The sequence below is a fragment of the Paenibacillus montaniterrae genome (genome assembly GCF_018403185.1).
Lineage (GTDB): Bacteria > Bacillota > Bacilli > Paenibacillales > Paenibacillaceae > Pristimantibacillus > Pristimantibacillus montaniterrae.
In genome coordinates this window covers 138426-153741 of sequence record NZ_BOSE01000010.1, presented here as the reverse complement: position 1 = coordinate 153741, position 15316 = coordinate 138426, and the positions used below count along the sequence as shown (strand labels likewise).

At 48.9% G+C, this 15316-nt stretch carries 13 protein-coding genes, 2 pseudogenes and 1 other annotated feature; of the genes and pseudogenes, 3 read left to right on the top strand and 12 right to left on the bottom strand.

The window, feature by feature from the left end:
- The first annotated feature begins 95 nt into the window (after nt 1–95).
- Nucleotides 96–665, top strand: a complete 570-nt coding sequence (locus tag KJS52_RS21985) for a beta-class carbonic anhydrase (RefSeq protein ID WP_213519440.1) — start codon at nt 96–98, stop codon at nt 663–665.
- A gap of 73 nt (nt 666–738) precedes the next feature.
- On the opposite strand, the gene KJS52_RS21980 is transcribed toward KJS52_RS21985, so the two are convergent.
- From KJS52_RS21980 to KJS52_RS21970, 3 genes are all read right to left on the bottom strand, one after another.
- Nucleotides 739–1665: an NAD(P)/FAD-dependent oxidoreductase gene (locus tag KJS52_RS21980; protein WP_213519439.1), complete on the bottom strand. Its 927-nt coding sequence runs from the start codon at nt 1663–1665 to the stop codon at nt 739–741.
- Nucleotides 1666–1731: 66 nt separating this feature from the next.
- A complete protein-coding gene (locus KJS52_RS21975; RefSeq protein WP_213519438.1) occupies nt 1732–2343 on the bottom strand; it encodes an alpha/beta hydrolase in 612 nt (203 codons plus the stop codon).
- A gap of 169 nt (nt 2344–2512) precedes the next feature.
- On the bottom strand, nt 2513–2977 hold the full coding sequence (locus tag KJS52_RS21970; RefSeq protein WP_213519437.1) for a MarR family winged helix-turn-helix transcriptional regulator: 465 nt from the start codon (nt 2975–2977) through the stop codon (nt 2513–2515).
- A gap of 134 nt (nt 2978–3111) precedes the next feature.
- Nucleotides 3112–3364, top strand: a binding site (T-box leader).
- Between the two features lie 51 nt (nt 3365–3415).
- Between KJS52_RS21970 and trpS the strand changes: the two genes are divergently transcribed.
- Nucleotides 3416–4399, top strand: coding sequence for a tryptophan--tRNA ligase (gene trpS / locus KJS52_RS21965; RefSeq protein WP_213519436.1), 984 nt, complete (start codon nt 3416–3418; stop codon nt 4397–4399).
- A gap of 681 nt (nt 4400–5080) precedes the next feature.
- On the opposite strand, the gene rlmN is transcribed toward trpS, so the two are convergent.
- The 8 genes and pseudogenes from rlmN to KJS52_RS21930 form a co-directional block, all read right to left on the bottom strand.
- Nucleotides 5081–6145, bottom strand: coding sequence for a dual-specificity RNA methyltransferase RlmN (rlmN, locus tag KJS52_RS21960; RefSeq protein ID WP_213519435.1), 1065 nt, complete (start codon nt 6143–6145; stop codon nt 5081–5083).
- A 135-nt stretch (nt 6146–6280) separates the two neighbouring features.
- Nucleotides 6281–7588 (bottom strand): DUF4179 domain-containing protein, encoded by a 1308-nt coding sequence (locus KJS52_RS21955; protein WP_213519434.1) that lies wholly within the window; start codon nt 7586–7588, stop codon nt 6281–6283.
- A complete protein-coding gene (locus KJS52_RS21950; RefSeq protein WP_213519433.1) occupies nt 7588–8091 on the bottom strand; it encodes a sigma-70 family RNA polymerase sigma factor in 504 nt (167 codons plus the stop codon). The genes KJS52_RS21955 and KJS52_RS21950 overlap by 1 nt, the downstream gene beginning before the upstream one ends.
- A 598-nt stretch (nt 8092–8689) precedes the next feature.
- Complete coding sequence (locus KJS52_RS21945) at nt 8690–9133, bottom strand: DinB family protein (protein WP_213519432.1); 444 nt, start codon at nt 9131–9133, stop codon at nt 8690–8692.
- A gap of 3 nt (nt 9134–9136) precedes the next feature.
- Nucleotides 9137–9628, bottom strand: a pseudogene (locus tag KJS52_RS27945) (HugZ family pyridoxamine 5'-phosphate oxidase); the annotation flags it as partial.
- Between the two features lie 209 nt (nt 9629–9837).
- Nucleotides 9838–10462: pseudogene (locus tag KJS52_RS27940) on the bottom strand (ABC transporter ATP-binding protein); the annotation flags it as partial.
- 1 nt (nt 10463) lies between these two features.
- Entirely contained in the window at nt 10464–11459 is a 996-nt protein-coding gene (locus tag KJS52_RS21935; protein WP_246563868.1) for a FecCD family ABC transporter permease, read from the bottom strand.
- Nucleotides 11460–11611: 152 nt separating this feature from the next.
- Nucleotides 11612–12358 carry an HNH endonuclease gene (locus tag KJS52_RS21930; protein WP_246563866.1) on the bottom strand — a complete coding sequence of 249 codons (747 nt, stop codon included), beginning with the start codon at nt 12356–12358 and terminating at the stop codon, nt 11612–11614.
- A gap of 106 nt (nt 12359–12464) precedes the next feature.
- Between KJS52_RS21930 and KJS52_RS21925 the strand changes: the two genes are divergently transcribed.
- Entirely contained in the window at nt 12465–13037 is a 573-nt protein-coding gene (locus tag KJS52_RS21925; protein WP_213519430.1) for a DoxX family membrane protein, read from the top strand.
- Nucleotides 13038–13119: 82 nt separating this feature from the next.
- On the opposite strand, the gene KJS52_RS21920 is transcribed toward KJS52_RS21925, so the two are convergent.
- Nucleotides 13120–15279, bottom strand: a complete 2160-nt coding sequence (locus KJS52_RS21920) for a family 78 glycoside hydrolase catalytic domain (RefSeq protein ID WP_246563864.1) — start codon at nt 15277–15279, stop codon at nt 13120–13122.
- Between the last annotated feature and the right edge of the window lie 37 nt (nt 15280–15316).

Sequence of the window (15316 nt, the reverse complement as noted above, 5' to 3'; positions counted from 1 at the left end):
ATTCAAGAATTGCTATTTGACTTCAATAAAAAATAGGAGAATAATAAAATATAGTGTTGATTTTGATTAACTTAATAAAGTAGGAGGAATATACAATGAGCATCGTTTCTCAATTAATGGAATTCAACAAAGCGTTTGTCGAAAACAAAGAGTATGAGAGATATATTACGGATAAATATCCTGAGAAAAAGATTGCGATCTTGACATGCATGGACACTCGCTTGATGGAGCTGCTGCCTAAAGCATTGAACTTGCGCAACGGCGATGCCAAATTCATTAAAAACGCGGGGGCTGTTCTGACTCAGCCGTTCGGTTCCGCTATGCGCAGTATTCTGGTTGCAGTTTATGAGCTGCAAGCAAAAGAGGTTGTCGTAATCGGTCACCACGGCTGCGGCATGACGAATCTTGACAGCAAGGGCATGGTGCAAAAATTTATTACTGACGGTGGCATCGACCCGCTTGTTATTGATACATTAGAGCGTTCCGGCATTCGCATGGATAAATTTTTGCGCGGCTTCTCTGCGCCAGAGGATGGCGTTATGCATAGCGTGAAAATGATTCGCAACCATCCGCTGTTCCCGGCTCATGTCCCGGTGCACGGCTTTATTATGGATCCTACAACTGGCTCGCTAGAGCTTATTGTTGAAGATTATCGCGAGGAATAGCAATTATTTTAGATTAGGGCGTGCTTTATGCTGCAGCTTGCAGCGTAAAGCATGCTTTTTATGTTTATGTTCCTCACGATCTCCGTACAGAAGCAGCATGTCGATCCAGCCGTCTTTGCACAAGATCCTGATTCAGCGTAATCGCCGCTCTGACGCCATCGCCAGCCGCCAGTACTGCCTGCGCAGGAGATATGCTCATCGCATCGCCTGCTACATATACACCCGCTACACTCGTTCTTCCATGACCATCCTGCCAAATTCCCCCATGCTCAGCCAATCTGCAGCCCAATTGCTGCGCCAGCGAACCAGCATGCATCCAATAGGTTGATACGAAGCCGCCCGTGCAGCTAATGCGCTGCCCACTCGCGGTTACAATCGCCCGCAGCTTGCCGTTTTCTCCTACTAAGGCGTGGATCGGCGAAGTATGTATTGCTACGCCCATCAGGCGCAGCATCTCCTTGTCTGCAGCCGTTAGACTGCCTCTGCCATTTGTAAATAAATGCAGCTTGCGACTCCACTGCCCTATTGTTGCTGCCAGCGCTACTGCATTGCCGCCTTCGGTTATAATTGCAAGCGATTGGTTGCTCAGCTCATAACCATCGCAGTAAGGGCAGCTGAACAGCGAGCGTCCGTAATATTGCGACAAGCCCGGCACGGCAGGCAGCGCCTCCTTAATGCCTGTAGCAAGCAGCAAGCGATCGGCTAATATCTGCTTGCCTCGCTTCGTCTCGAGCAAGAAATGCCGTTCACTTGCACGAGTGGCGGAGCTGACCGTGGCGCGATACACCTTCACATTTGAAAACTGGTTCAACTCCTGATGCGCAAGCCTGCGAAACTTGGCAGGCGCAATGCCTTCACGCGTAATAAAGCCATGCATATGCCCCGTTACCGCGTTGCGGGGCTTCTGGTTGTCAAACAGCAGCACCTTGTGCTTGGCTCGAGCCAAAACCAATGCGGCATTCAGCCCGGCCGGTCCGCCTCCAATAATTGCAATAACCATAGCGCTCACACCTTTATCTCATTTGTATAAATGTATGAGCTGTCCGCTGCAAATAGATATGTTTGCTTATTGTTTAAAGCTGGCCTCGTACCATTTTTTTGCTGCCTCCACTTCGCTGCGAGTTAACTGGTGACCGCTATTTTCCCATAGCAGCTCCACGCTTGCTCCTGCTCCCTCCAGCAGCTCTCTCAGTTCTTCTGATTCCTGCGGCGGACAGATTGGATCATTTTTGCCCGCTGCCATAAATACTTGAGCACTGTTAAGATCAGGCAGTGCGATGTCGCGCAGCGGAACCATCGGATGATGCAGACTGGCTCCCATTAGTGCGTCCTGATAGTGGAACAGCAGGCTAGCGGCAATGTTGGCGCCATTGGAATAGCCAATTGCGACGACTCGCTTGCGATCAAAACCATACTGCTCCGCCGCCTGGTCAATAAATTCGTTCAGCTCAGCAGTACGGAACTTCAAGTCCTCAATATCAAAAACACCTTCAGCAATCCGTCTGAAAAAGCGGGGCATGCCGTTTTCCAGCACATTACCGCGCACGCTTAAAATAGAAGCGCTGCTGTCAATGTATTGGGCAATCCCCAGCAAATCGCGCTCTGTACCACCTGTTCCATGCAACAATAGCAGCACTGGCGCTGCTGGATCTGAACCTGCTTCATAAATATGCTTCATCATTATTCCTCCTTAAACTTTTCATGCAGCTTCTTAACAAGCACCCTGTAAATGAAAAGTGCTGCGGAAGCCACATCTTAAACTTTTCATGCAGCTTCTTGAATAGTTCTTATTTTATCTTTAAATTAAGATTTATATGCAAAAAGCAGCCACAGTCTGCTGCCTGTGGTCAGCTTTCCTTAAACGCTCGCTCTGCATAGATGCCAAGCTTTTTTAACAGCTCAATCGCCTGCTTTTGCTCCTGACGATCAAGACCAGCAACGGCCGCCTCAATGACCGTCGCATGCTGCGGGAAAACCTGCTCGATAAAAGCCGCTCCAGTCTCTGTAACCTCGGCATAAATAAGTCTGCGATCCTCGGTTGACACTCTGCGTCTGGCATAGCCTTTCTTCTCAAGCTTATCGACAACATACGTAATATTGCCGCTGCTCATCAGCACCTTACTGCCAATTTGCTGCAATGGCTGTGGACCTTTATGATAAAGCAGCTCCAGCACGCCGAACTCTGTGCGATTCAAGCCATGCTTGCGAATATCGCGGTCAGCATGGGCCAGCACCCACTGGCTCGCTCGAGACAGTCCAATATATAAATCAAGCGCATCCTCGTATTGCTCATAGCGTTTTGTTTCACTCATACTGAAGCCCTCTCAAACTCAAATAATGTAATAATCTTAAAATTAAGATAACAGAATGAACGACCACTGTCAACCATCGTTGCACTTCTTGACTTGTATGTGAAATATCAGTATGCTTGACATAATAAAATAATGCGAAAGCGATGAGCAGAAGGAGTAGTTCTGAGCTGCATGTTATAGCGAGCCGATGATTGGTGTGAAGATCGGTACATGCTGCAGAATGAATGGGTCTGCTCGCTACAATCTGAACCTTGCCGTCTACCGGCAGGCAGTAGGCATTGTCGGCGCTCGCCGTTAACGAGCTTCTTTGGCACATAGGCTAAAGATCAAGTGCGACATGATGTCGAATTTGGGTGGTACCGCGGAGTTACAAGCTTCGTCCCTGTTAAAGCAGGGATGAGGCTTTTTTTATTTTCAGAAAATATGAGGTGAAAAGAAATGAAACGAATTTTATCAGGCATTAAACCGAGCGGCGTGCTGAATATTGGTGGCTATTCTGGAGCGCTCAGCCAATTTGTACGCAATCAGGAGCAATTCGAATGCTTTTTCTTTATTCCTGATTTGCATGCCATTACGGTGTATCAGGACCCGAAGGAGCTGAACGAACGCACGCGCGAGCTTGCTGCGCTTTACATCGCTGCCGGCATCGATCCGAAGCGCTCAACTGTATTTTTGCAATCACAAGTATCTGCCCATGCTGAGCTTAGCTGGATGATGGAAACTCAAGCGCATTTCGGTGAGCTGAGCCGTATGACGCAGTTTAAAGATAAGTCGGACGGCAAGGATGTCGTCAGCTCCGCGCTGTTCACGTACCCTGCTTTAATGGCAGCGGATATTTTGCTGTATCAGGCTACGCATGTGCCTGTCGGCGACGATCAGAAGCAGCATGTCGAGCTGACGCGCGACCTGGCCAACCGCTTCAATAATCGCTACGGCGAAACCTTTGTCGTGCCTGAACCAATTATTCAGGAAACAGGCGCCCGCATTATGGGGCTGGATGATCCATCGAAAAAAATGAGCAAATCCAATCCAAATGTAAGCAGCTATATTTTGATGACCGATGAGCCAGCTGTTATTCGCAAAAAGTTTTCCCGCGCAGTAACCGATTCCGAAATGTCGGTGCGCTATGACTGGGATACGAAGCCTGCGGTAAGTAATTTGATTGAAATTTACAGCGTGTTTTCAGGCATGTCGATTGCTGAGGTAGAAAAGCATTTTGCAGGCCAAGGCTATGGCAACTTCAAGAAGGAGCTTGCTGAGGTAGTAATTGCCAAGCTGGAGCCGATTCAGCAGCGCTTCCATGAAATTGTCAACTCCTCGGAGCTGAATGAGATATTGCGTGATGGAGCAGAGCGTGCAGCAGCCGTTGCCAACGAAACGTTGATGAGGGCTAAGCGGAATATGGGATTCCTAATAGTCTAATTTTTAGAGGATGTTTAAAAATACGACTTTGATGACGATGCAGTTGCATTGTAGCTTAATCGACGGCGAATATGGCACGCTACCGAAAGCTCCGGTGCTCTCGTAGCTTGTGCCTACGCTGCGCTCCTCGCTTTCTAGTATCGTGCCATCTTCTTGGTCCTGAAAGCCGAATTTTTAAACCTTCATTGGATAGGTTGTTTAAAAATACGACTTTGATGACGGGGTTACTTCTTTGTAGCTTAGTCGACGGCGAATCTTGAACGCTAGCGAAAATTCCGGTGCTCTCGTAGCTTTTGCCTACGCTGCGCTCCTCATTTTCTACTAGCGTTCAAGCTTCTTGGTCCTGAAAGCCGAATTTTTAAACCTTCATTGGATGGGTAGTTTAAAAATCTGAATTTGATGACGGGGGTATGCGTTGTAGCATAGTCGACGGCGAATATGGCACGCTACCGAAAGCTCCGGTGCTCACGTAGCTTTTGCCTACGCTGCGCTCCTCGCTTTCTAGTATCGTGCCATCTTCTTGGTCCTTCACTCAAAAAAGCTACAGCGGAGGAGCAAAGCATCCGAAAAACGAAGTGGGTCGCCTTTAACATCGTTATGCAACCTTAAAAAATTTAATTAAGAGTATTACGATTTAAAAAGCGACTGGAGAATGCTTTGCTCCGGAGCTTATTCGACGTGTTAGCCGTTTGATGCTTTATCGAGCTGCTTGCTGCGCAGCTGCCCGCAGGCTGCATCAATGTCTGTTCCGTGCTCCATTCGTACGCTGACGCTAATTTTATGCTTTTTCAAAATATCATAAAAAGCGCGAATGTCCTCTGCCGTACTGCGCTGATATTGGCTATGCTCGTCAACCGGATTGTACGGAATTAAGTTGACATTGACCATTTGCTTGCGTGTTTGCAGCAGCTCAGCCAGCTCAACAGCTTGCTGCGGCTGATCATTTACACCCTTCAGCAAAATATATTCGATCGTCGCACGACGATTGGAATGCTGCAAATAATAATCAATGGCTGGCATCAGCTTTTCCAGCGGATACGCCTTGTTAATTTTCATAATGCGCGAGCGCAGCTCATTGTTCGGCGCATGCAGCGAGATCGCTAGGTTGACGCCTAGATCGCTGTCAGTGAAATCCTTAAAGCGATTTACAAGTCCGCTCGTCGAAACGGTAATATGACGCGGACCAATCGCCATGCCTTGATGATCCTTAACCGTACGAATAAAGTTTGACATGTGCTCGAAATTGTCAAACGGCTCGCCAATGCCCATTACAACGATATGGCTGACACGGCCGCCTTTGCCTTCCTGATCAAGGAAAAATTGCACCTGCATCAACTGCTCTGTAATTTCTCCGCTCGTCAAGTCACGGCTTTTGGCAATCAAACCGCTGGCGCAGAAGCTGCAGCCGATGTTGCAGCCAACCTGAGTCGTAACACAGACCGACAAGCCAAACTTGTGACGCATTAGTACCGTTTCAATCAAATTGCCATCAACAAGCTGAAACAGAAACTTCACCGTTCCATCCTGCGATTGCTGACGTGTATGCTCTCTCAGCGTTTCAATTGTGAAATGCTGCTTAAGTAGTCCAATTGTAGCTTCATTGACGTCTGTCATATCGTCAAAGCTGCGTACGCGCTGGCGGTACAAGCCTCGCCAAATATGCAGCGCACGCGAGCGTTTATCTCCTTGCTCCTGCAGCCAATCAGCAAGCTGCTCGAAGGTTAGTCCATAGATTGATGACTTCATGCTTCTTCCTCTTTTCGCTTAAGCGGCAGCTCGGCCCCTCAAACTCGTAATGTCTTTATCCGCTCTCTATTTTCCCAAAATATTCGCCACAATACAAGTAGCTGCGCTCAGCTTTCTCGCGAGCCGCACCTGCTGCTACTGTGTCAGCGGAATTTCCAGCTCCACCGTATCCGGCAGCATATGCGGATAAGAGCTGATCGCAAAGCGCACAGGATTGACAACCCCTTCTAAATTATACCAAATATTATGCTTCGCTTCAGTATCGCTGGACGTGTAGGAGCCGCCGCTGCTGAACACCTCTTTGCCGGCAGCATCAATGCCTGTGCTGAACAGCTGCCTGTTGAACTGCTGCACATTTTCCGTTGCGGTATACACAACCGATTTGGGCAGCACGGTCAGCTGCAAATCAATCTGTTCAGGCTGGTACAACACCTTTTGCTGGGCAAAATCAATCTCAATATAATCCTCGCCCTTAGGCAGCGCTTGAAATTGTCCAAGCCGCAGCGTCAGCTGCTCAGGATTGCGGAAGTAATTGCTTTGAAAATAAAGTCCCGCCTCGCCATCTCTTAACGTGCCCCATCCTACCATGCCATTATTAATTGTTCCCCACTGCTCGCCATGCTCATCGATCAGCTCGGCCGAGTCAATTTGCAGCAGCTGCCAGCTGTTTTGCTCATCGATTTTAAGCGTCAGCTGCGCCCTTAGCGGAGAAATACTCAGCTCCTCCAGCCATATGCGCTGTCCGCTGACAAGAACCTCCTCCTGCAATGGATAGCGCTTAGTTGGCGCAATCGGCTGCTTCAGCTCAAATGGTATCGTGATGACCGTTTGATGCTCATCGGTGAACTTCATCTCCAGCATAAATTGCTTGGACGAATAATCGAATGGCTTCATTACATTAATCGTAACTTGATCGTCTACGCTTTTCTCCCCTTCTCTAACGAAAAAGGAAGATGAGATGCCGCCCTCTATTTCCTGTCCATTATGCGTCACATTGAGCTCGGACACATTAATGCCCTCCAAGCTTTCTGAGGAGCTGACGCGGTAATAAAGCACAAGCCCATACTCATCGGCAATCGCGCCTTTTAGCGTTAATGACAAATTATTCGCAGTAATCGTTTTGTCGATGACCTCATAATATTGATGTTCAACAATGTCCTGCATCCCTTTGTTGCCGGCAACAAGCTCGACCAGCTCGGATACAAACGGGATTTGCGACAGCGTACTGGCCAGCGCAGGAGACCAGCGCGTGCCTACAAGCAAGGAAGCGAAAAGCACAACTACAACGGAAGCCGCAATAAAGCCGCGCTTTACGCTTCTTATGCGCTGGGCTCGCTGCTCGGCCCGCACCTTGCGCCGCCCCTCCAAAATCGCTGTCTCAAGCGGCGGCACGGCAATGCTGTTCAGCAGCTTGACATAACGCTCCTGATCGATTTGATTCATTACATTCTCTCCTCTCCAAACATTCTCCGCAGCTTGCGCAGCGTATAGTAAAGCCGAGACTTTACAGTTCCTTCCGGCAAATTCATCTGCTTTGCAATCGCAGCATTGCTTTGATCATTGACGTATTTCAGCAAAATCAGCTCGCGCTGCTGCTCATCAAGCGCCTGCAGCGCATCGAGCCATTCAATATCATGCGCTTGCTCATAGCTTTGCTCCAGCTCATAAGCGGACAGCACCTCGCGCTGCTTTTTGCGCAGCATGTCGCGGCATATGTTCATCATAATTTTAGTTAGCCATGTGCCGATATACTGCGGCTCTTTGACCGTATGAATGCTGCGGAAGCAGCGATAGCTAAGCTCCTGCATCGCGTCAATCGCATCATGCTCATGCCGCAAGTAGCTGTAGGCAACTCGATATAATGCGGCTTCATAATGCCGCAGCACGGCTATAACCGCTTCGTCCTGACCTTTGGTTGCAGCGCGAAGCAATTGTTCATCCAACATCCCGTTCACCTCTTTCTATATACTAGACGCAGCAACCCCTCATTTCGTTCAAATAAAGGATGTTTAAAAATTCGACTTTGATGACGATGATTGGCGTTGAAGCGTAATCGACGGCGAATATGTCACGCTACCGAAAGCTGCGGTGCTCACGTAGGTCTATCTACGCTGCGCTCCTCGCTTTCTAGTATCGTGCCATCTTCTTGGTCCTGAAAGCCGAATTTTTAAACTTTTATTGGAAGAGGTAGTTTAAAAATTTGACTTTGATGACGATGATTGGCGTTGAAGCGTAATCGACGGCGAATCTTGAACGCTAGCGAAAGGTTATGCTTCCGATGTATGTTTCCGCAGGAAACATTTTAGGTGCTCACGTAGGTCTATCTACGCTGCGCTCCTCACTTTCTAGTATCGTGCAAGCTTCTTGGTCCTGAGGCCCAATTTTTAAACTTTCATTTGGAAGTGGTGGTTCCACACCATATTTAAAATAAAAAAAGCCAGTCTCTGAGCTGCACGCTCTATTTGGGTGCAGCAGCTCACTAGACTAGCTTCTATTTTTACATATTTTTTATGCAGCATGACAAATGCGGCAGGCTCAACATCCTTAGGCATGCTTTTGCATTAGTGAAATTTGCCCGGCATGTATGCCAGTGTGGTACATCAGCTGTGAAATGGCATCAAGCGGTGTAAAGGTGCCGCGCGGTGTTGTTACTTGCTTGCTCCACTCCGCTTCCGGCAGCGTGCGAATCGCCTCGAGTATGACGGCATTTGATGCCTCGAGCAGTTCCACCAGCTCGGCCAGGTTCGTAAATTCAACAGCAGCATTTGCCGGTCCGCGCAGCGTGTAATAGTGCAAATGCTCAGGCTTCGGCTTGCCGAATACCCACTCGGCATATACATACTCTACTTCTGCGCTATGGCGAATCATATAACCGATAGAAGCAGGGCCAATCGCCAGCTTCAATGCTTCCTCAGGCAGCTCCTTCACCATTTTGTGAAAGCGGCTTTGCAGCGACTCCCACATTGCGATAATCGTTGCTGTATCCATGTCCTACTCCCCCTGTTTCGTGCTCGGCTTTACGTCGAGGCCGTGAGCGTCACGATTGACATGCTCAAAATGCTCGCCAGCAAAATCTACGTCAAATGCTTGACCGAAGCCTACCACATAGCGCCCTTTGGCTAGCGTCAGCTCGAACAAGGAAAAGTCCAGCGTGCGCAGCATTTTAAAGGTAGGCGTGCCGAATTTGGCTTCGAATTTGGCAAATACGTCCTCATAGCCTTCGTTGCCGACATTTTTCGCCTGGCCCTTGAAGCGCGCGCGCTCGCGGGCAAATATGTTTTTCGTAGCCGACTCGTCTGCAACAAGCATCACGTCCACTGCCGGATTGGCCTCGAGATTGCGATAATGCTCGGCAATTTGGCTCAAATAGACATACACTTTGCCGTCATGCTCAACAAACGGCGCATAGGATAGAAACGGAGAGCCGTCCAACGCGATCGTGCTTAAAAATACCGACTGCGCGCCGCCTACCAGCTTCTGATAGTTTTCCTTCAGCACTGCGATATCCATCGGCTTAATATTCATCATTTTTGACACATCCTTTACATTGCTTTTTTTAATAATATGAATGCGAGGCACTCCGCCAACTTGCTCAATCTCCGCTTCAACCCCATAAACTTGCCCAATCAGCTGCCTGGTCATGATGTCTGCAGGCTTGCCATAAGCATGCACTGCTCCCCTATGTATGACGCAAATTTTATCGCTATATTGCACCGCATGATTCAAATCATGCAGCACCATAATGACGGTTAGCCCCAGCTCCTTATTCAAGCGCTTGATCAAATCAAGCACCTCCAACTGATGGGCGATATCCAAATAAGTCGTAGGCTCATCGAGCAGCAGCATTTTCGGCTGCTGAGCAAGCGCCATCGCAATCCATGCGCGCTGCGCTTCTCCTCCTGACAAACGCTGCACAAGCCGTTCGCGATAGACCTCCATATGCGTCTGGCTAAGCGCCCACTGTACGATTTCCTCATCTTCCTTGGACATGCGCTCGTACCATTTCTTATAAGGCAAACGTCCGTAGCTGACCAGCTCGCCAACGGTCATATCATGCGGGCTTGAATTCGATTGAGATACCATGCACATCAACCGCGATATTTCCTTAACACTCATATCCGTCAAATTCTGATGATTGAACATGATCGAGCCGCCTGCAACTCCAATTCTCTTTGAAATTGCCTTAAGGATCGTCGATTTTCCCGTCCCGTTTGGTCCAATAATCGAGACAATCTCTCCTGCGTGAACGTCAAGCGATACATCCTTAATGATGCTGCGATTGGCATAGTTAATCGTCACATCCTTTAATGCCAGCATGCTACGCGCCTCCCTTCCGCATCAGATACAAGAAATATGGACCGCCAAGCATCGCCATGACGATACCTGCAGGGATTTGCGTTGCGCTGAACAAGGAACGGCCAATCATATCGGCAAGCAATAAAATAATTGCGCCAAGCAGGATGCCAAGCGGCAGGCTGTAGCGATAGTCCGAGCCAATCAGCATGCGGGCAATATGCGGCACAACGAGTCCGACAAAACCAACCAGGCCAACCATAGAGACCGAAACAGCAGCCAGGCCTACAGAAAGCAAGCTGAGCATCAGCCGCACTCTGTTCATGTTCTGTCCCAAATTATGAGCAGTCTGCTCCCCAAGCCGCAGCACATTAACTTGACGGATCGAAAGCAGCGCAATGATCCAGCCTGCAAGCGAATAAGGCAAAATCATCAGCACATCGCTCATTTCCTTGCCGGCGAGACTGCCATTCATCCATTGAATCGCCGATGGCAAGCGGTCGCTGTACAGCAGCGACAACAAGCCGATCACACCGCCGAATATCGCATTGACGGCCACACCCGACAAGATGATGCGCACAGGCTGAAAGCCTGTTGCGCGCTGCCATGCCATCATATAGACCATCGCCGCAGCAAGCAAACCGCCAGCAATCGCTACAATAGGTACGTAAACGCTAGCGCCTGGATAGGCAAGCATAATAAACAATGCGGCAACTGCAGCGCCGCTAGACACGCCTGTTACACCTGGATCAGCAAGCGGGTTTTGCACCACAGCCTGCATCAAAGCGCCAGAAATAGCAAGATTGGCGCCAACAATTAAAGCAAGCAGCACCCTTGGTATGCGAATATCCCATAAAATAACTGAGCTTGTATCATCACCATAGCCAAACAATGTTTGCAGCGTAACAACAGGATTTACGCTCACACTGCCAATACCAATCGCAATGAGTGTGGAAAGGATCAGAAGCAGCAACATGATGACCAGCAGCATTGACTTACGGGCTGTCGATCCTTTGAACACCGAGCTGCACCTCCTATTGCCGAATCAATATTTTACTAGATTTACTATCTCCCCCATTATATCGATATTGATAATTATTATCAATACATATATATGCAAGCTGCCATAAAAAAGACTTTCACACTCACCGCTTGAAGCAAGTGAGATGAAAGTCATTTCAAGTGTGGCTCCTTATGCTGTTCCAATAAAAATTGCATAAACTGCTCCGGCGTTAAATTCCCTTTTTGCTGATTGCAGCTTAGGCAGGCGCATACGCAATTAACAGGCGTCGTATATCCGCCTTTGGCGCGGGGCAGCAGATGGTCAATCGTATCGCCATACTCGCCGCAGTAATGGCAGGTATGATGATCACGTGCCAAAATAAATTTGCGAAACTCCTTGCCGCTGTATATCATCCGAATCGTATACGGATTAATAATGATCGCCGCGCCTTCCTTCACAAGCTGTCTGGCCTGCGCCAAATCAACCTCCTGAATCCAGCGCCGTCCCGTATCCGACCTGCCGCGCATGCGCACGACACCGCGCCAGGTCGGACGCAAATCGTCCGCACGCAGGCTTGAGCCATTAATCGCATGTGTGGGTCTGACATAGAGGATGGGCTGACGCTTCTTGCGGCTCCATCTGGCGCGGCCTGGAGCTGGCAGGTGAGCGACGGAGACGGTCGTTTGCTCCGAATATTGACCGGCAGCAGTTCCTGCTTGCCTGCATTGCTTGCAGGTTCCGCGTCTGCTGTCAGGGCGCTCTCGTCTTCCTGTACGGCGAAGAAAATCATTGATTGGCTTCTCTTGCCCGCAGCTTATACAATATTTCATCTTAGCTTCCACAATCGTCCCTGCTTTCGTTCCGTTCATATCGCTTCCTAAATTATAGCATAGATCATTCAACGTATTGTACTTCACAGCTAAATTGAAAAAAGAAGCACTGTGACAAAAATCACTTTCATTGCATGGGGGGTACTTTATAGTAAGGTGGAAATGATCACCACTTATCTGGGAGGAACCACTCATGTCCAATAAAATGATTCATATTCCCGAGAACCCGGTTTCCCGTTTTCTGTTCAGCAGCACTGGAGCAGGCTGGATCTGGCTTATCGTTCGCTTGTACGTAGGTTATACTTGGCTTACTTCCGGCTGGAAAAAGGTAAACAGCGATGCATGGACCGGCGAAAATGCGGGAGCCGCTGTAACAGGCTTTATGCAGGGGGCACTGGCTAAAGCAGAGGAAGGCAAGGATGTTTCCAGCTGGTATGCAGCCTTTTTGGAGAATTTCGTTATTCCAAATGCCAAAGCTTTTTCCTATGTTGTCGCATTCGGCGAGGTTTTGGTCGGATTAGGTCTTATTCTTGGCCTGCTAACGGGTATTGCCGCATTTTGTGGCGGTTTAATGAACGTCAGCTTCCTGTTCGCTGGTACAGTCAGCTCCAACCCGCTGCTGTTTGTTCTTGCTACATGGCTGGTGCTCGCATGGAAAAATGCAGGCTGGTACGGGCTTGACCGCTGGGCGCTGCCGCTGCTAGGCACGCCATGGAGCGCCAAGAAAAAGCACAGCACTGACAGCTCTGAATCGATTGGCAGCTAGCGTGTTGCCGAAGCTGTTCATACCGATGCAAAAAGGATCTCCTTCCCTCATAGCTGCAGGGATAGAGATCCTTTTTTCTTGCTCATATTTGCTTCTGCACCAAGCTCAGCTCGCCTTGCTTATATTCCACGCAGATCACTTCACGCACTGTGCGAAATTCAAGCTCAAAATCAGGCATTGCTTCAGGAATGCAAGGATTGAAGGCAACCTCCGACCAGCCTGGCGCCGCAGGCTTAATGCCAATGATCTCCTCAATCAATAAAGGAATGGGCGAGCTAGCCCAGCCATGACATAGGCTTGTATTCCACTTCTGCTCCTTGCCCCATGCTTCAAAGCATGCGGTCGCCCCTTCATTGATCATATTGACCCATGAGCGCTCATCACGGCAAGTAATCAGCTCATAGAGCAAATCGCTCTCCCCGCACGCAGCCAATGCTTTAAGCAGGAAGTACGACATATATACGCCGCAGCTCATTCTTTTACTGCGTACCATCGCCACAAAGGCTTGCTTGGCCTCATCAGGCGCAATACCAACATAATGCGGCAATATATTGGCATGCAGCGAATGATGAGCTGAATCAACAGCATCGACAAACAGCCCTGTTTCTTGCCGGTAAAACACATCAATAAACGCTTTGCGCAAAGCTGGCAGCTCGTCGGAATAAGAGATGCCGAGAATATCCTTCATTTTCTGCACAGCGGCAACACAGCCGTAATAAAAGGCGTTCACAACGTTATGACAGCCGTCGCTCACCGGTCTTGTCAACGGAAAATCATAGCCGTCGCGCAAATTTTCAGGCCAGTCGACCAAGTTCCATTTTTCCTGCACACTTTCCAGCAAGCCGTCGCTGCGGCGATATTTTTGGAAATAAGCCAGCACATTTTCAGCATACGGATACATTTCTCTTAAAAATTGCTGATCGCCGCTATGCTCATAATAAAGCAGCACCTGCTGCGGCCATTGCAAGGAAAAATCAGCGATTTCCTGCATAAAGTTGCCCGGCGCAACCGCCATCAGCCCTGGGCAAATTGCAGAAGATAGCGCAAAGTCATAGATCGCCTTCTTGAACAGACGCAAATCTCCGCTTATATACATATGGGTATGTCCCATAATCGTATTGTCGCCCAAATATTGCCCTTTTTCGCGTGATGGACAATCGACATAGCTTTCCTGAGCGCATAGCTGGACGCCTCGCTTGCATATATCCCAAATTTGATTGAGCATAGCATCAGATGATTGAAAGCTGCAGGCTTGCGGATCGAGTGGATAATGTCTGACAATAGCTTTAAAGCTGGCTGGCAGCAGCACCTCTGGCGGTCCGATGACCTCAACATAACGGAACGCTTTATACTCGAATGGTTCAAACCAATCTTCCTTGCCTGATAAAATCCATATTTCCTTATACAAGCAATTGCAGCGCATATCATATCGAACCGCCTGCTGGTCCTCCTGCAGCTCTTCTCCATAGCGGATTTCGAGCTCTTGACCTTCCAGCCCGCAAGCCTTCAGCGTAAACTGTCCTGTCAGCTCCATCCCAAAGTCGATTAAATAATGCCCCTTATCCAGCTCCACTACCTGCTTGGGAGCAAGCTCATAAACAGAAACGGGCGGCGTTTGCTGTGCAGCCAGCTTATAATCAGCAGCCTGCTTTTCCGCCACAAATGCCCAGTGCCCGTCAGCGTAATCCAACGCTTTCCACTGCGGCTCGGCCAGCCTTTGATCGATATGCTCCAAATATTGCGTCTCATAGCCTACGGTCTCGCCATCGCCATAATGCTTCGCAACCCGGTACTTCCATGAGCTGTCGCTTATAAGATGTAGCCGCTGATTGACGTACAGCTCTGCAATCATACCCTGCCGCAAATCCCCGCTGTTGTAGGAGCGATTGATATGCCCCTGATAATAGACATGCACCGCAATGACATTGTTCCCGGCTTGCAAATAAGAAGCAACCTCCCACTCATTATAGTTGTAATGAAAAGGATAGCCTTGGGCCGGACCTTGACCAACAAATTGGCCGTTTATATAAAGCTTGTAATAATCATCACCCGTAATCCGCAGATTAGCCTGCAAGGGCTGCTGCTCAAGCACGAACGCTTTTCGCACAAGCATATGTCTGTTGCGCAAATGCGCTGGATGATGCGCCTCTTCCCACGCCTCATATTCCTTATGAAAGACAGCGAGCGGCTGACAGCTTGCAAACTCCGGGTCTGTAATCCATTTAGCTTGCCATTGTTGCACAATAATCCCCCTTACGCCAAAAAGAGCTCAGCATAAG